Raw genomic sequence first — 17263 nt, 5'->3', positions numbered from 1 at the left:
TTTGATGGTTAGAAATGTACTGACAAAACTCTGTTCTGCATCACCATTTCGGGGTTACTCGTATAGCGTTGGTGCAGGTAGAAATGGTGTGAGCCGAAGCCGTAAAGGAAGAACTTGTCAAGTTCGTGCTTCTCGGCAAAGTCCTTTACGCTTGCCCTTAACTGCTCCTCACTCTGACAAAAAGTGAGGAGGTTCATAAACTCAAGGAACATCGTGGGGATTTTATCGTCCCACAAGCAAACCATGCTTTCAAATCTTACTTCCATATTATTCTTTATTATAGGTTGATATTATGCTGCGTTCATCCGCTGACGGATAAGTTCGGTATTGTCCTCCACAAGCCGGATGATGCGGTCGTGGTACTCGGTATTGGAATTGCATACCCCTCTGCTTTGTACCACTTTCAGCGTTTTCAGTGACACTTCTATCGTTTCAATCCGTTTGCCGTCAATGGTAGCGGATAGGATAAGGGAGTTTGCCTTGTTGTGATAACCGCCCACACAATGGTGCATTATCCGCCCTTCCTCTTCCATTTCTTCCACGCTCTCTATGACCTTGATGCAGATAAGGCTGTCGGAGAACACAAGTCCGAAGAAGATGCCTTTGGCTTTTAGATAGTTCTTCTCGTCCTCAATCGCCTTTCGCCGTTGCTGTTCCGTCCGCTCACGCTCCCTTTGCAGGTTGCGTTTTGCCACCAACTTGTCGTGTTCCGCTTTGAGGTCAGTAGGGCAGACGTACTTCGGGCTGTTCGTATCCTTGCCGAAATGACGGAGCAGGTCTATGGTGTCACGCCACATTGAGCCGTCCGAAATGGTGTAGCCGTTGCGGATGCAAATCTTGACGGATGCCCAATACAGCTCCATGTCAAAGGAACTGCGGATATAATGACGCAACATGGCGTATTGCCCTGCCTTCAAGAGCGTTTCTGCTCGGCTGTCGGAAAGGATTGCCGTGAAAAGGTCATACGGCAGGATGTTATGATAGTCCCCGTTGAAGCCGTTGCGTTTCAGTTCGGGGATGAAACGCTGTCGGGGATAGGTACACATAGGTGCTATATCGTATGCGTGAAGTCCGTTGTTCTTGCGCACCTCCATGTCGCTGTATTCCGCCCATTGGTCGTAATACAACATTGACATACCACGAAGTCGGGCAACGGTGGTGGTTGTGCCTTTGGGCGAAATCCACCTCTGCACCACTTCATAAATGGAATACTCGGCTGCTTGCCCTGCCTTGTATCGGGACTTGACGAAGAAGAAGCGTATCACTTGATACTGCTTGCTGGTGGTGACAATGGAGAAGTATTCATTCTCGCTGAAAACACTCTTTCGGGTGCGCAACGCTTCCAACTGCATACCGCAATGTGGGCAGGTGCATCCGCAAAGGGTGTCTGCAAGGTCGTGGTCGCTCTTCCACGAATGTCCGCACTCGGTACAGATGTTCGTGCCGTCCGCTCTCTTGATTGCATAATGCTTGAAGCAATGACGGAAAGCGTATGCCTTCTGTGTGGCAGTCAATCTCGGTAGTCGCTTGCTCAGATGTGCGACTCCCTGCTGTATGCGTGTTCTCGGTTTCATAAGCCTAAATCAAATAATGAGGGTTGTTGTATTTCTTGGATGGTCACTTTGGTGGCGGTTCTCGGCTTGTTGCGGTTCTGCAACTTGCGGACTTCCTCGTCTTGGTATTGTCGGATAGCCTTCTGACGTGCTTCCGCCTTTTCCTCTGCGGTGAGTTCCACCACATGGTTCACGGCTATGTGGCATTGGATAGGCTTGCCCACCTCTATCTCGTTCTCGTCATAGTAGTGTACGGCTTGTCCGTATATCTCCCCGTCCGTGAAGCCGTTGCAACCGCTTTTCTGCACATAGTTCAGAATGTAGGTCACACAATCGTCTATGTTCTTGGCAGGGTTGCGGTAGTTCTTCGCAAAGAGCGCATCTTCCGCTGCACGTTGCTCCAAATACATCTGTATCGTTCTCTTGAAATGGTCTGTCGTTTTCATATCGCTGTCGCTTTAGATTGTCTGTTTCAGTATCTCTCTCCAATATGTCGGCTCAACCTCGCTCAAAAGGAAGTCTGTAAAGTCCTTCCGTGCGTCCTTGTTCAGTTCGTGGTAGAGTTCACGGAACATGGATATATTGCCGTTGATGTATGTTTCCACCATGTACTCGAATATGTTGTCCACCTCATAGTATCTGCATTGTTGCTCTACTGTCTTGCTTCTTCTCTTTGCCATGTCGATTAAGGATTAAAGGGTGAATAACCAAAGGATGAAGCCGAAAAAGACGATTGTGGAAAGGATAGCCACTATTACACCTATCGCCACTCGGAACACTCCGTTTACTATCTCTCTGACGATGCCCCAAATGATGCCGAACACCCAAAAGGCGGTGCGCATGATTAAGCTGCACATCGCAAGTCCAATGTATTGCGCCATTTGTCTGAAATCTGCCGTTGCTGTCATATCTTTGCTGTTTTTGATTTTTTGTTTTTTAATGCGGATTCAAGAGCTGAGGGAGTTGAGTTTCAAACTATCTTATCTGCCTCTCGTTTATCCGACATTTTTTTTAATGCGTCTTTCTGTCGCATCGGTCGTTTTCGTTTCGGGTGCTTAAAAAGGTAGGGATTAGGGAATGCAAGGTTTTTCGGGAAAAATACTACCCACAGGGCTGGAGATTTTTCCCGAAAACAGGAGGCTTGACCTTGCTTTCCCGTCAAATCCCGGAGTTACCTTTGCGCCCAGAACGGAAATGACTGCCTGATGCGACCCACTGAAAGGCGCGAAAATGGAGGTAAACGGAAGTAGAGGCAGATTAGACAGAAAACTTCAAAAGAGAAATCCGTGAAAAAAGGAGGTCTCCCCCCAAAAAAGGACATAGCCGGTAGCGTGAAACCGGGCAAACCACCTGCAAGGAAGTATGGTTCTATCTGTCCGGTCAGACGTGTCGGGGCGGGCAGATAAAATCATTCTTCCCGGTTTGCCTGCTGTGGGTGACGGCTTGTTCCATTTATGGACAAGCGGTCATACACGGCTTTCCGCTTCCGGCTCAAAGGAACAGCGAAAAAGAAAAATCATCTGAAAAACCGTAAAAGCTCCTCTTTGGCATAAGCATAAAAGAAATGGGCCTTGCCTCATCAGTCTAAACTGTTGTTTAGGCGTGAGGCAAAGCCCTTTTCTCAGCTTATGCGGTAGTCGGCACACGTTCGTTCAACATTCTTTTGGACGATGGTGTGCCGACGGATAAAATCGCTTTTACGGAAAAACGTATATGATAAAGAAAAAATCAGGGAGATTCATTTCAAAATCTCCCGTTTTATTGTTACTTTTGCATACGAAGAGTTCTTTGAAGGTTACGCAACGCGCAGAAGAATAATGCAGCAGATAACTAACTAAATCGTAACCTATTACTATTATGAGCAATTAACCTAAGCTCATTTCCAATAAATTACACTCTTTTCGTAACTTCTATGGACAAATATACAACATCGCAGAGGCGATGTCAAGTGTTTCGCCGATTATTTTCGATTACAGTCCAGCCAACTCCAAAACTTTGTCAATGGCAGCGTTCAGTCCGTCAGCATTCTTGCCGCCGGCAGTTGCAAAGTGGGGCTGGCCACCGCCACCGCCTTGGATAAGCTTGGCGGCCTCTTTCACCAGGTTTCCGGCTTTCAGTCCGCCTGCCACGAGGTTGTCGCTCAGCATGACGGTCAGCATAGGCTTGCCTTCGGCTTCAGTTCCTGCCACGAAGAACAGGTTTTCCGTAATCTGGCCACGCAGCTGGAAGGCGATGTTCTTCACTGTTTCTGCCGGCAGGGGAGCACAGAACTTGATGACTTTGACGCCATTGACTTCCTGCACGTTCTTCAGCAGTCTTTCCTTCAGCTGTGCTTCTTTCTCTTTCATGAAGTCCTCTACCTGCTTCTTCAGTCCGGTGTTTTCGTCAATATACTTACGGATGGTTCCGGCAAGGTCGGGTGCGTTGTTGAAGAGTGCCTTCAAGTCGCGCAGCGTGTCTTCGATGGTGTTCATCAGTTCCTCCACGCGTGCACCCGTGTAGGCTTCGATACGGCGCACACCGGCAGCCACGGAACTTTCGGAGATAATCTTCACCATACCGATGTTTCCGGTAGCGGCCACGTGCGTACCTCCACAGAACTCTACGGAAGAACCGAACTGGATAACGCGTACATGGTCGCCGTACTTCTCGCCGAACAGAGCGATGGCGCCCAGTTCCTTGGCTTCTTCGATAGGAATGTTGCGGTATTCCTTCAAAGGTATGTTGGCGCGAATCTTTGCATTAACGATGTGTTCCACCTGGCGGATTTCCTCGTCCGTCACCTTCTGGAAGTGTGAGAAGTCGAAACGCAGGGAGTCGGGCGTAACCAAAGAACCCTTCTGCTCTACGTGCTCGCCCAATACTTCGCGCAGCGCGGCATCCAGCAAGTGGGTGGCAGAGTGGTTGGCGGCACAAGCGGCACGCTTGTCGGTATCCACGCATGCCATCATCGGAGCTTCCATGTGTTCGGGCAGCTTCTTGGTGATGTGGATAGGCAGGTTGTTCTCCTTCTTGGTGTCTACCACTTCGATGGTTTCAAACTCGTTCACCAATACACCGGTGTCACCTACCTGACCGCCGCTTTCGGCATAGAACGGAGTCTTGTCCAGTACAATCTGATACAAGGTTTGGTTCTTCTGCTTCACTTGGCGGTAGCGCAGAATGGATGTTTCGTATTCCGTATAGTCATATCCTACGAATTCGGTAGTACCCTCCTTTAGCGTAATCCAGTCACCGGTCTCTATGGCGGCGGCATTGCGGGCACGCTGTTTCTGCTGCTGCATTTCGGCGTCAAACTCCTTGATGTCGGCAGTCATGCCGTTTTCGCGGAGAATCAGTTCCGTCAAGTCGAGCGGGAAACCGAAGGTATCATATAAGGTAAAGGCATCCTTTCCGCTGATTTCGTTCTTGCCGGTGGATTTGGCGTCTGCCATGGTCTTTTCCAGCAGGCGGATACCCGTTTCCAGGGTGCGGAGGAAGGAGTCTTCTTCTTCCTTGATAACTTTGGCGATCAGTTCCTTCTGTGCATCCAGTTCGGGATAAGCGGCGCCCATGTTCTCGATGAGTACGGGGAGGAGCTTGTACATGAATGCCTGCTTCTGTCCGAGGAACGTGTAACCGTAGCGCACGGCACGGCGGAGGATACGACGGATGACGTAACCTGCCTTGGCATTGCTCGGAAGCTGTCCGTCGGTGATGGAGAAGGCGATGGTGCGGATGTGGTCGGCAATTACACGCATGGCGATGTCCGACTTCTCATCTTCGCCATACTTCTTGCCTGCCATGTCTCCGATGGCTTTCAGTATCGGTTGGAATACGTCGGTGTCGTAGTTGGAGGTCTTTCCTTGCAGTGTGCGCACCAGTCGCTCGAAGCCCATGCCGGTGTCGATGACCTTGGCGGGAAGTCCTTCCAGGCTGCCGTCCGCCTTGCGGTTGAACTGCATGAACACGAGGTTCCAGATTTCAATCACCTGCGGGTGGTCTTTGTTCACCAGCTGGCTGCCGGGTACTTTGGCCTTCTCTTCTTCCGAACGGGAGTCCACATGGATTTCCGAACACGGACCGCACGGTCCCGTATCACCCATTTCCCAGAAGTTATCGTGTTTGTTGCCATTCAGAATGTGGTCTTTCGGCAAGAACTGCTCCCAGTAAGAAGCGGCTTCGTTGTCGCGTTCCAGTCCTTCTTCGGCGCTACCTTCGAATACGGTGGCGTAGAGGTCTTTGGGGTCGAGTTTCAATACATCCACCAGATACTCCCATGCCCAGGAGATGGCTTCCTTCTTGAAGTAGTCGCCAAACGACCAGTTGCCCAGCATCTCGAACATGGTGTGGTGGTAGGTATCGTGACCCACTTCCTCCAGGTCGTTGTGCTTTCCGCTTACGCGAAGGCATTTCTGCGAGTCAGCAACTCTTTTGTATTTCGCTGGGTGGTTGCCCAAAATGATATCTTTAAACTGGTTCATTCCCGCATTGGTGAACATCAACGTGGGGTCATCCTTAATCACCATCGGGGCCGAAGGCACTATCTGGTGACCTTTACTTTCGAAGAAACTCTTGAAAGAGTCTCTGATTTCGTTTGCAGTCAACATACTCTCTATTGATTTATCTGATTCTAATTTGATTTACCTTCTCTTGTCGTTTTTTGCCCGTTTCTTACTACTAACTACTTGCTACTTAGTCTTAATATTCTTGAAAAAACTGTGCAAAGATAGCTTGTTTTTATTACTTTTGTCGCATTGACAAGCGAAATATTTCCTAAGATGCGCAAAGTTTACTACATTTATAATCCCCAGACGCAGACGTACGACCGTATTTATCCTACCGTGAGGCAGCGGGCGCTGAGCATTCTCCGCCGTTTGTTCATCGGTATGGGGCTGGGTGCGGGCAGTTTCATCGTATTGCTGCTTATCTTCGGCTCTCCGTCGGAGAAGGAGTTGCGAAAGGAGAACAGCAAACTGCAGGCGCAGTACAACGTCCTCTCCCGCCGGCTGGACGAGGCTATGGGAGTGCTGCAAGACATACAGCAGCGTGATGACAATCTGTACCGGGTGATTTTCATGGCCGACCCTATTCCTTCTGCCATCCGTCAGGCTGGATATGGCGGCACCAACCGCTATGAGCATCTGATGGATATGGCAAACTCCGACCTGGTTATCAATACTACGCAGAAAATGGACATGATTAGCAAGCAGCTCTATATCCAGTCCCGCTCCTTTGACGATGTGGTGGAGATGTGCAAGAATCATGATGAAATGCTGCGCTGCATTCCTGCCATACAGCCGGTTTCCAATAAAGACCTCCGTAAGACCGCTTCGGGTTACGGTACGCGTATCGACCCCATTTATGGTACCAGCAAGTTCCATGAGGGTATGGACTTTTCGGCTCCCCAGGGCACGGATGTCTATGCCACGGGAGATGGCACCGTGGTGCAGATGGGCTGGCAATCGGGCTATGGCAACAGAATTGTGATAGACCACGGCTTCGGTTATCAGACGGTGTATGCACACTTGCGCGATTTCCGGACGAAGTTGGGCAAGAAAGTGGTACGTGGTGAGGTCATTGGCGGGGTAGGCAGTACGGGCAAGAGTACTGGTCCGCACTTGCACTACGAAGTACACGTTAAGGGAAAAGTTGTGAATCCCGTCAACTACTACTTCATGGATCTCAGTGCCGAGGATTATGACCGCATGATACAGATTGCGGCGAACCATGGTAAGGTGCTTGATTGACGGATGATTTATAGAGAAAGGATTACATCATGCTGAATACAGATAAGAATTTAAAGTTATATTACTCCATCAGCGAGGTGGCTGCCATGTTCGATGTCAACGAATCACTGCTCCGTTTCTGGGAAAAGGAGTTTCCGCAACTCAATCCGAAGAAGGGGGGGCGGGGAATACGCCAGTACCGTAAGGAGGACATTGAGACAGTGAAACTTATCTATCATCTGGTGAAGGAGCGCGGAATGACCTTGCCCGGCGCCCGCCAACGGATGAAAGACAATAAAGAAGCTACGATACGCAACTTTGAAATCGTAGATCGCCTGAGAGCTATCCGCGAAGAACTGGTAGGCATGAAACTGGCATTGGATGAGTTTACTTACGAGGATGTGGAGAGCTTGAAGGAAAATATTCAAGGACTGAAGTAGAATAAATACCACTCCGTTTATTCCTCTACTCTCGTCACTTGTTTTATATTCTGTATCTGCTTCAGGTTATTGCAGATAGTGCGCACGTCGTCCACATCGTGTACATAGAGTTGTATCTTTCCTTCGAAGATGCCGTCGTTGGTTTCGATGGTCAGTTTACGGATATTCACGTTGAGCTGGCGGGAGATGACTTGAGTTACTTCGTTCAGCAATCCCATGCTGTCTATACCTTTTATATATATGGTGACGAGGAACGACAAATCCTTGTGAGTGTCCCACTCGGTGGCGATGATACGGTTTCCGTAGCTACTCTTAAGGCGGGTGGCAACGGGGCATTGGCGCTTGTGGATGACAACACGGTTTTGCTCGTCGATGTATCCCAGTACGTCGTCACCCGGAATGGGATGGCAACAGTCGGCCATAATATAGTTCTTTGAGATGGTCTCTTCCGTCAGCTTCAGAATCTGCTTAGTGTTGATTTTCTCTTGCGGTGTTTTCTCTTCCGGTTGTTCTTTGGCATCCTTGTTGTCCTTGTTACCGAAGGAGAAGGTCAGGAACTTCTTCCAGTTGCTGTTCTGCTTTTCCTTGAACACGTTCTTGTCGGCATCGCCCAGCACAACCCGTTTGTTGCCGATGGCAACGAGCAGCTCGTCGCGGGTGTGGAAGCCGTGCAGCCTGGTCAGCTTGTCCAGAGCAGCATCATCCATACGTATATCCTCGTTTTTGAAGAATTCGTTCAGTATGGTTTCACCTTCTTTCTGATAGGCTTTCGCCTCTTTGCGCAGGATGGCGGCAATCTTGGCGCGGGCGCGGGCAGTGGTGGCATACACTTCCCACTCCGGCTGTACGCGTTGCGATTTGGAGGTCAATATCTCTACCTGGTCACCGCTTTGCAGTTTGTGGCTTAGGGGAACCAGTTTGTGGTTTACCTTGGCGCCGATGCAGTGGCTGCCGATGTCGGTATGCAAGGAGAAGGCAAAGTCCAGTGCCGTAGAGTTCTGCGGCATGGTCTTGAGGTCGCCTTTCGGGGTGAAGACGAAAATTTCCGATGCAAACAAGTTCAGTTTGATGGTATCGAGAAAATCGATGGCGTCCGGTTGTGGGTCGTCCAGAATTTCCTTGATGGTACGCAACCATTTCTCCAGTTCGCCTTCATCTTCGCTGCCTCCGCCTTCTTTGTATTTCCAGTGGGCGGCAAAGCCTTGTTCGGCAACGTCATTCATGCGTTCACTGCGGATTTGTACTTCAATCCATTGCCCGTTGTTACCCATAAGGGTGACGTGCAGGGCTTGGTAGCCGTTGGCTTTGGGATGGCTCACCCAGTCGCGCAGGCGGTCGGGGTGGGGCTTGTATATCTTGGATATGGAGACGTAAATGTCGAAGCAGTCGTTTAGCTCTTCCTCTATATTGCGGGGCTCGAAGATGATGCGGACAGCAAGCAAATCATAGATTTCCTCGAAGGGGACATGCTTGGTCTGCATTTTGTTCCAGATGGAGTAGATGGACTTTACACGGGCAAGGATACGGTATTTCAGTCCCATTTTGTCCAGTTGCGCCCGTATCGGAGCGGTGAACTCATTGAATACCTTGTCGCGCTCCACGGCGGTGGCTTCCAGTTTCTCTTCTATCTCGTGGTACTCTTCCGGATGTTCGTACTTGAAGCTCAGGTTTTCCAGTTCTGTCTTGATTTTGTACAAGCCGAGGCGGTTGGCGAGCGGGGCATAAATATAGAGTGTTTCGCCTGCAATCTTGAACTGCTTGTTGGGCAGCATGGAGCCGAGTGTACGCATGTTATGCAGACGGTCGGCTATCTTGATGAGGATAACCCGGATATCGTCGGACATGGTGAGCAGCAGCTTCTTGAAGTTCTCTGCCTGCGCCGAGGCACGGTCGCCGAAGATACCGCCGGAAATCTTTGTCAGCCCGTCTACAATCTGGGCGATTTTGGGACCGAAGATGTTTTCAATATCCTCTACGGTGTAGTCGGTGTCCTCCACCACATCATGCAGCAATGCCGAGCATATGGAAGTAGACCCCAGTCCTATCTCATTACAGACAATCTTTGCCACAGCAATGGGGTGCATGATGTAGGGCTCGCCGGAACGACGCTTGATGCCCTTATGCGCCTGGTTGGCAAAGTTGAATGCTTTGGTTATTATTTCGACGCGCTTGCGGTGCTTGGTGGCCAAATAGTCGTTCAACAGTTCTTGGAATGCCTGTTCGATCATTTCCTCTTCGGCTTTTTCCTTTTCCTTCTGACTTATATTTTCTTCCATATACTGCTTTCTCCTTTCTTCACTTCACTTTTTGCAAAAATAAGCAATTTTCAACACCGGGCAAGCGTTTATGTCTTTATTTATAAATCTTCAAGCGCTTTCCTGCGGAGATTCTGGTACTGCGCAATCCATTCCAACTTTTTAACTGATTGACAGTGACGCCGTATTTCCGTGCAATGCTGCCGAGATTCTCGCCACTGCGTATCTTGTGGTAGGTGACATTCCCCGTAGCGGTACTGCCTTTGCTGCTACGTGCTGCCGAGCGTGTATTGGAAACGGCCACGACTCTGCGGTTCTTGAACAGCTCGTTACTGCGGTGGGCATAGATGGTGTCTTGCTTGTCAATGAAGGCACTGATGTAGTTGATGGGGAGGCGTAGCGTCTGCGGCTTGCTCTCTCCGGGGATGATGCTTTTCTTGAATTGGGGATTCAGGCTCTTTATCTGGTCCAGGCTGATGCCGCATAGGTCGGAAATCTGCTCGAAATGAAGGTTACGGCTTACTTGCACCGTATCGGTTGCTTCCGGAATGTCGGTTTCCATGGGGCAGATGTTGTGCTTGCAGTAGTAGGTCATTACGTAGTTGGCGGCAATGAAGGCGGGCACGTAGCCGCGTGTCTCTTTGGGCAGATAGTTGTAGATTTCCCAATAATCGGTTTTCCCTCCCGAGCGGCGGATGGCTTTGTTGATGGTGCCCGGACCGCAGTTGTAGGCGGCAATCACCAGGTTCCAGTCTTTGTAAATGTCATACATGTCCTTCAGGTAGCGTGCTGCCGCCCAGGTCGCCTTTATCGGGTCACGGCGTTCGTCTACGAGGCTGTTGCTTTCCAGTCCGTATATCTTTCCGGTGGCGAGCATAAACTGCCATAGTCCGCAGGCTCCCGCGCGGGATACGGCAGAAGGGTTGAGAGCGGATTCTATGATGGGCAGGTATTTCAGCTCGAGCGGCAGGCCGTAGGCATCCAGCGCTTCTTCGAAGATGGGCATATAGAAGTTGCAGGCGCTCAGCATGAAGGCAACCTGGTTGCGCAGACGTCCGGCATACATGTCGATGAACTTGCGCACAATCTCGTTGTATGGCATTTCCATGACGGTCGGCATGCGCGACAACCGGTCTATGTATACAGAGTCACTGAACATCGGGTTTACGGTAGAGGTGCTGCAGTCTTTTCCCAAGTCTATGTAATTCTTGGCTTTCCAGTCATTGAGCAGGCTGTCCAGCGGATAGGTCATGCTTTTGGGCAGCTCGATGGATTCCTGGCGTTCCGTGCCGTTTTCGCGGATAAGCACTTCCACGCTTTCTTGCGCATGCATGGCCGGAGCGGTGAAGAGGGCGCAAAACAGAAGCGAGGAACCGAGAATAATTCTTTTCATATATATGGCCTTGTGTGTCATTAGGTAATAATTTATGCTTTAATTTTCGTTTTTAGAATCGGAAACTGCATTGCACGCCGACGTTCTTATTAGAGGAACCAGTCATCTGGCTGTTGATTATGGCAGGTTCCACTTTCATGCTGAGGTCGGGGGTGATGTCAAAGTTGGACAGCTCTGCGTCTACGTATGCGTCGACAACGGACAGCAGGTATACACCGATAAAGGCGAAGATGCTCAAGTCGCGGTATCGTCGGAAGGTATCCTTACGCTTCCGTAGTGTCTCCGTCAGCTGGCTTTCGGTATAGTTATAGTTGGGAGGCAGCAGGTCGGTAATGGTACTGGAGTTGAAATTACCATTTACGGCATCCTTGTAGGCGGCCGAATAGTCCTTATACATCTTGCTGTTCCACGTAAGGGCATAGGCACAACCGGCAAATCCTCCATAGAAGATGGGCAGTTTCCAATACTTGCGGTTGTAAATTTGTCCACCGCCGGGAATGACGAGGGCAAGCCAGGTGGCTTTTGTGGGATTAGGTACCCACCTTTTGGGGTCGATGGCCTTTTGCAGACTGTCTGTAGGCACGGGCTGTTCCTTCAGGTCGGGGCTGGCAGTCATTTCCAGCATCTTCCGCTTGTTTTCGGCTGCAAGACTGTCGGCAACAGTGAGGCTGTCCCGGTTCACCACGGTGTTGAGTGTATCGGTCTGATGCCGCTGCGCACGCTTGGAAGCGGCACGTGGACGGTCCTGACCATACATAGCAATCCCTGCCATCTGTAAAAAACAGAGCAGCAGGGCAATGGCTAACTGATATATTCTTCCTTTTTTCCTCATTTATTTCTTCAGCGTATCAAGAATGCCGATGATACGTTCCAATTCTTCTTCGTTATTGAACGGGATACTGATTTTACCTTTTCCTTTCTCCGAGCAGGTTAGCTGCACCTTGGTACTGAAAAAGCCCGAGAGCTGTTGTTTCAGCATATTGAATTCTTCGGGCAGTTTGGCGCGCTTGGGGGCAATCTTACGACCACCGCTCTTCACGCTTTCGCCTTCACTCAGTGACTTTACGATTTCTTCCACTTTGCGTACGGAATACCCGTGCTCCAGGATTTCTTCGAAAATCTTCACTTGCAGTTTGGGATCGCCAAGCGTTACCAAAGCGCGGGCATGTCCCATGTCTATCTGCTTGTTCTGCAGTCCCATCTGGACGGGGGCGGGCAGTTTGAGCAGGCGCAGGTAGTTGGCAATGGTGGTACGCTTCTTACCTACGCGTTCGCTGAGGCGTTCCTGCGTCAGTCCGTATTGTTCCAACAGATGCTGGTAAGCGAGGGCTATTTCTACGGAGTTCAAGTCTTCGCGCTGTATGTTTTCGATGAGCGCCATTTCCATGACGTTCTCGTCATCTGCAGTGCGGATATAGGCAGGGATGCTTGTCAGTCCGGCAAGCTGCGAAGCACGGAAACGACGCTCGCCGGCGATAATCTGGTATTCGTCGTCGCTAAGCTTGCGCAGGGTGATGGGCTGTATGATGCCGATTTCGGAGATGGAATCGGCTAACTCCTGCAACGCAACCGGATCGAATTCATGACGGGGCTGGTTGGGATTGACCGTAATCTTCGACAGCTCTATCTCATTGATAGAGGAGGAGCCTTCGGTCTTTACTTCATCCATGGAGAAGAGGGCGTCCAGCCCGCGTCCTAATGCATTTCTTTGTGCCATCTGTTTATTTACTATTTGACGATTTACAATTTACAATTTAACCATACGGGATGATTTGTTTGTGCATTGTAAATATGGTATTTATCACTAATCATTAATCACTAACCACTATAATCACTTCTTTTCGTTTCTGCTTATCAATTCCTTGGCAAGTGCCATGTGGTTTTTGGCTCCGGTTGAGTCTGCGTCATAGAGAATGGTGGGCAGGCCGTAGCTGGGAGCTTCGCTCAGTTTCACATTGCGCTGGATGACGGTGTTGAATACCAATTCCTGGAAGTGGCGTTTCACTTCATCGTAAATCTGGTTGGCCTGGCGCAGACGCGAGTCGTACATCGTCAGCAGGAAGCCTTCGATTTCGAGGGCAGGGTTCAGCTTGGACTTGATGATTTTAATGGTATTCAGCAATTTGCTGATGCCTTCCAGTGCAAAATATTCCGCTTGTACGGGGATGATTACCGAATCGGCGGCAGTCAGTGCGTTGACCGTAATCAGACCCAAAGACGGGGAACAGTCTATCAAGATATAATCAAACTCATTCTTCAGCGGAGCGAGTACTTCTTTCAGTATCTTTTCGCGGTTTTTCAGATTGAGCATCTCTATTTCGGCACCTACCAGATTGATGTGGGAGGAGATTACCTTCAGTGTGTCTATCTCCGTGTCATGAAGGGCCTCGCGTACGTCTGCACGGTCAATAATGCACTCGTAGATAGTACATTCCGACTGCTTGATGTCCACACCCAATCCTGAGGAGGCATTGGCCTGCGGGTCGGCATCTACAACGAGCACTTTCTTTTCAAGCGTGGCGAGTGAGGCTGCGAGGTTGATTGTCGTCGTAGTCTTGCCTACACCACCCTTTTGGTTAGCCATAGCAATTATTTTTCCCATAATCTCAATATTTATTGGCAGCGAAATAAGTGATAATTCCGGATAGCGCCTACAAATTTGGAGAAAGATTGCAAAAACGGTTGATAAGTCGGCTGTTTTGTTAATAACTCACAGACGTTTACCGCTGTTTTTCTTCTTGTAAATTGCGCGTAAAGCGTTCTTTCTCTGTTTGGTGGGCAAATATACGTATTTATCTTGAAATGAAGCTGATTTTTTGTCTCGCTTGCAGAAGATTAAGATTTGTAAACCAATGGAAGACATTGGCTTGGACTATTCTCTCTACTTGCATGAGATGTACATCTCGTGTTGTTTGAAACGTGCATCTCATGTTGCTCGAGATGTACATCTCATGCAGATGGACTACCGTGTGGAAGATGGTCGGGGGATAAGTTGTTCCCGGGCAGAAGGAGAGGAGCTGGTGTCAGACCAAGGCTTTGACGAACTCCCAGCAGAAGTACGCACACATCACACATTTCACTACTGTGCCCAGCAAGAATCCAAGCAGCGAGCCCAGCCCCGATTTCAAGGCCTGGTCTGTCTTGCTGCCTCCCATCAGTTCGCCGGCAAAGGCTCCGAGAAAGGGGCCGAGGATGATGCCCCAAGGCATGAAGAACAACCCTACGATGGTGCCTATGAGGCAGCCGCGCGTTCCCCACCGACTGCCTCCGCTGTATTTGCTGCCCAGCATCGGGACGAAATAATCCAGTATCTGTACAAGGACGACTGCTGCCAGCCATAAAAGTAACTGCGTGGTGGAAAACTGCGCCTTGTCCGTGAAATGTAGAAGCAACAAGCCTGCATAGGCTACGGGCGGTCCCGGAATCATAGGCAGGATGCAGCCTGCCAATCCGACAATCAGGCAGAGGATGCCCAAGATGATGAGAAGAATGTCCATAGGTGTATCGTTTCTGTTGGTGAAGATGACAGCGGTTGTTCCCTGCTACTCGAATCGGTTGTATATGACAATGGGGCGGGAGCGGCGTGTGCTCATCGACGGGAACCATATATCGTCGGCTGTGAGGCCACATTGCTTGATGGCTTCGGCGCAGTATTCCAGTCGTCCGAAGTCGGCATCGACATTGTTTGTACCGAATGTGAATTTGATTCCACGTGCTTTGGCGCGACGGATAATCTCGAAACTGGGAATCCGGTAGCGTGCATTGATTTCCAGAGCGATTCCATGTTGTTGCAATACATCCAATACGCGTTCAATGCGTCCGTCCGTCCAGTATTTGTCGTAATCATGCGCCATAGTATCGGGCAAGAAGGTAGGGTTGGCATAAATGTCGGCAGGCTCGTTGGTCAGAATCAGAACTGTTTGGTCGACAAGGTGGTCCATATACTGTTCAAGCGTAATGTCATCAAAGAGTGCTTCTTCGGCCCGGTAGATGCGCGAATTGCGTCCCTTGTGGTCTATGATGGTCATGGCGTCGGTAAACAGGTAATCGAAAATCCCCAGGGCTTCCTGCGAGAAAGTTGCCGTCCATTTGCGTCCCTCACCTTGTACACCGCATAGGAATGGCATCTCTTTTACTTCATTAAAATAGTCATACACTTCTTTGTCGTCGGCCAGCATACGTCCTACGCCTCCTTCTCCGGCATTGGGGGCGACACCATAGTTGATACCGTAATTCATGGACATGGCGTGTGCCGTTTCCTTCGTCAGCCCTCCTTTCAAGTGAACGTGGTAGTCTATAACTGGGAAATCGCGCTGCTGTAGCCTGATTATCTCATCCGTGCGCTCGTCTACCGGAGCAAGCGTGTCGGCTTCGTTGCGTGCTTCCTTGGCAAGCCGTTCGATGGCGAGATTCCGGAATGACACTTCGCCGTGTATGCCTTGCAGGGCAATGGAACCTTGACTCAGCAGTTGCCGGGCGTGCTCCTCTGTGCGATATGGGTGTCCGGGTTCGGTATAGCAGACAACTTCGGTTCCGTTAATGCAGACAATGATGTTTTGTCCGCGTACGGTTATCTCGAAGTCAAACCATTCTCCATCTTTTGCGAGTGAGCGATGGAGGTTGCGCACCGAGGCGAGTGAGCCGCTCTTGCGTGTGCCGTCGATGTCTCCGTTACGGAATATCACTTCATAACCGGACTCGCCGTCCGTATGAAAGAGGAGGCCTGCTTCGGAGCCGGGTTGTGTGAGGGCTTCTCCGGTGAGTCGGAAATTTTGGTATTCTTTGTCGTTGAAGAGCTTCCGGCCTTCTGCGATGACCGGGTCTGCCGTGTGAAGCGTAGATGTCCCGTCATTCCATTGGTCAAGTGGCTCGGGAGAACTGCTCCTGCCACAGCTTGTCAGGGTTGTTAGAAACAGAATAATTGCGGCAGCTGCCGTCTCGATGCGTGCAGCAATGGTAGAATGGCAAAAAGTGTTCATTATAGCATGGATTTTATGAATGATTATATTCCAATTATTGTCGGTACAAAGTTAGCCTTTTCTGAAAATATCTTTGAATACAAAAGAATTATTATCTTTGTAGTATTCTGTTTAAAGCCTTTTTAGCTACTTTTGCACGATAATAAAAAAGAAAGTTATGGAAAATCAGAGACCTTTGATATTGATTTCCAATGATGACGGCATCATTGCGAAAGGTATTAGCGAGTTAATCAAATTCCTCCGTCCGCTGGGCGAGATTGTGGTAATGGCGCCGGATGCACCCCGCTCTGGAAGTGCGTGTGCGCTGACTGTAACGGAACCTATCCACTACCAGTTGGTCCGTAAGGATGTTGGGCTGACGGTATACAAGTGTTCCGGTACGCCGACCGATTGTGTGAAGCTGGCTTTTCATACGGTGCTCGACCGCAAGCCCGACTTGGTGGTAGGCGGCATCAACCACGGCGACAATTCTTCTGTAAACCTGCATTATTCCGGTACGATGGGCGTTGTGATAGAGGGATGCCTGAAAGGAGTGCCTTCCATCGGATTCTCCCTTTGCAACCATGAGCCGAACGCTGATTTTGAGCCCGCAGGTCCTTACATCCGCGAGATAGCCCGGCTGGTATTGGAGAAAGGACTCCCTCCGTTGACATGCCTCAATGTCAACTTCCCCGATACCAAAGAATTGAAGGGTGTGAAGATTTGCGAACAAACCAAGGGGCAATGGACCAATGAATGGGAAAACTTTGCCCATAGAGGAGATGCCCATTACTACTGGCTGACCGGCGAGTTTGAGAACAACGATGCCGAAAATGAGAAGAATGACCATTGGGCGCTTGATAACGGTTATGTGGCAATCACCCCGACCACGGTGGATGCAACGGCATACGGCTTGATTGATGAACTGAAAGCATGGTTCTGAATTAATTGACAAT

Annotated in this window: 17 protein-coding genes; 4 read left to right on the top strand and 13 right to left on the bottom strand. The window is 49.9% G+C overall.

All coding sequences use genetic code 11. From position 1 onward, the window contains the following. Positions 1-8 precede the first annotated feature (8 nt). Genes DWZ67_RS14855 through DWZ67_RS14835 form a run of 5 tightly spaced genes read right to left on the bottom strand, consistent with a single transcriptional unit; the run spans position 9 to position 2461 of the window. On the bottom strand, positions 9-266 hold the full coding sequence (locus DWZ67_RS14855; RefSeq protein ID WP_120139207.1) for a hypothetical protein: 258 nt from the start codon (positions 264-266) through the stop codon (positions 9-11). A 24-nt stretch (positions 267-290) separates the two neighbouring features. Next, a complete protein-coding gene (locus DWZ67_RS14850) occupies positions 291-1574 on the bottom strand; it encodes a PcfJ domain-containing protein (RefSeq protein ID WP_120139205.1) in 1284 nt (427 codons plus the stop codon). Further along, positions 1571-1999 carry a PcfK-like family protein gene (locus tag DWZ67_RS14845; RefSeq protein WP_120139203.1) on the bottom strand — a complete coding sequence of 143 codons (429 nt, stop codon included), beginning with the start codon at positions 1997-1999 and terminating at the stop codon, positions 1571-1573. The genes DWZ67_RS14850 and DWZ67_RS14845 overlap by 4 nt, the downstream gene beginning before the upstream one ends. A gap of 12 nt (positions 2000-2011) precedes the next feature. Next, positions 2012-2233, bottom strand: coding sequence for a hypothetical protein (locus DWZ67_RS14840; protein ID WP_120139201.1), 222 nt, complete (start codon positions 2231-2233; stop codon positions 2012-2014). 12 nt (positions 2234-2245) lie between these two features. After that, complete coding sequence (locus DWZ67_RS14835) at positions 2246-2461, bottom strand: hypothetical protein (RefSeq protein ID WP_120139199.1); 216 nt, start codon at positions 2459-2461, stop codon at positions 2246-2248. 454 nt (positions 2462-2915) lie between these two features. On the opposite strand from DWZ67_RS14835, the gene DWZ67_RS14825 reads away from it, so the two are divergent. After that, positions 2916-3077: a hypothetical protein gene (locus DWZ67_RS14825; protein WP_165852478.1), complete on the top strand. Its 162-nt coding sequence runs from the start codon at positions 2916-2918 to the stop codon at positions 3075-3077. A gap of 446 nt (positions 3078-3523) precedes the next feature. Here DWZ67_RS14825 and alaS read toward each other — a convergent pair whose 3' ends face one another. Continuing rightward, positions 3524-6142: an alanine--tRNA ligase gene (gene alaS / locus DWZ67_RS14820; protein WP_120139197.1), complete on the bottom strand. Its 2619-nt coding sequence runs from the start codon at positions 6140-6142 to the stop codon at positions 3524-3526. A gap of 171 nt (positions 6143-6313) precedes the next feature. On the opposite strand from alaS, the gene DWZ67_RS14815 reads away from it, so the two are divergent. Both DWZ67_RS14815 and DWZ67_RS14810 read left to right on the top strand, forming a co-directional pair. Then, positions 6314-7282 carry a M23 family metallopeptidase gene (locus tag DWZ67_RS14815; protein ID WP_005824061.1) on the top strand — a complete coding sequence of 323 codons (969 nt, stop codon included), beginning with the start codon at positions 6314-6316 and terminating at the stop codon, positions 7280-7282. A 29-nt stretch (positions 7283-7311) separates the two neighbouring features. Next, complete coding sequence (locus tag DWZ67_RS14810; protein ID WP_005824060.1) at positions 7312-7701, top strand: MerR family transcriptional regulator; 390 nt, start codon at positions 7312-7314, stop codon at positions 7699-7701. Positions 7702-7718: 17 nt separating this feature from the next. Here the strand turns inward: DWZ67_RS14810 and DWZ67_RS14805 are convergent, their stop codons facing one another. The 7 genes from DWZ67_RS14805 to DWZ67_RS14775 form a co-directional block, all read right to left on the bottom strand. Further along, positions 7719-9977 carry a RelA/SpoT family protein gene (locus DWZ67_RS14805; RefSeq protein WP_005824059.1) on the bottom strand — a complete coding sequence of 753 codons (2259 nt, stop codon included), beginning with the start codon at positions 9975-9977 and terminating at the stop codon, positions 7719-7721. Positions 9978-10053: 76 nt separating this feature from the next. After that, positions 10054-11349: a transglycosylase SLT domain-containing protein gene (locus DWZ67_RS14800; RefSeq protein ID WP_410492082.1), complete on the bottom strand. Its 1296-nt coding sequence runs from the start codon at positions 11347-11349 to the stop codon at positions 10054-10056. 52 nt (positions 11350-11401) lie between these two features. Continuing rightward, the gene (locus DWZ67_RS14795; protein ID WP_005824056.1) at positions 11402-12181 is read right to left on the bottom strand and encodes a DUF5683 domain-containing protein; all 780 of its coding nucleotides are present in this window, start codon (positions 12179-12181) and stop codon (positions 11402-11404) included. Next, on the bottom strand, positions 12182-13066 hold the full coding sequence (locus DWZ67_RS14790; protein WP_005824054.1) for a ParB/RepB/Spo0J family partition protein: 885 nt from the start codon (positions 13064-13066) through the stop codon (positions 12182-12184). Positions 13067-13180: 114 nt separating this feature from the next. Beyond that, positions 13181-13951, bottom strand: a complete 771-nt coding sequence (locus tag DWZ67_RS14785) for a ParA family protein (protein WP_008665665.1) — start codon at positions 13949-13951, stop codon at positions 13181-13183. A gap of 421 nt (positions 13952-14372) precedes the next feature. Continuing rightward, entirely contained in the window at positions 14373-14846 is a 474-nt protein-coding gene (locus DWZ67_RS14780; RefSeq protein WP_005824051.1) for a DUF456 domain-containing protein, read from the bottom strand. A 45-nt stretch (positions 14847-14891) separates the two neighbouring features. Next, positions 14892-16328: a DUF1080 domain-containing protein gene (locus DWZ67_RS14775; RefSeq protein WP_120139193.1), complete on the bottom strand. Its 1437-nt coding sequence runs from the start codon at positions 16326-16328 to the stop codon at positions 14892-14894. Between the two features lie 157 nt (positions 16329-16485). Here DWZ67_RS14775 and surE point away from each other — a divergent pair, with 157 nt between their 5' ends. Further along, the gene (surE, locus tag DWZ67_RS14770) at positions 16486-17250 is read left to right on the top strand and encodes a 5'/3'-nucleotidase SurE (protein ID WP_005824046.1); all 765 of its coding nucleotides are present in this window, start codon (positions 16486-16488) and stop codon (positions 17248-17250) included. Positions 17251-17263: the final 13 nt, after the last annotated feature.

It is taken from the genome of Bacteroides sp. AF34-31BH, assembly GCF_003602795.1.
GTDB lineage: Bacteria > Bacteroidota > Bacteroidia > Bacteroidales > Bacteroidaceae > Bacteroides > Bacteroides uniformis.
This window is presented reverse-complemented; position numbering and strand designations above follow the sequence as displayed.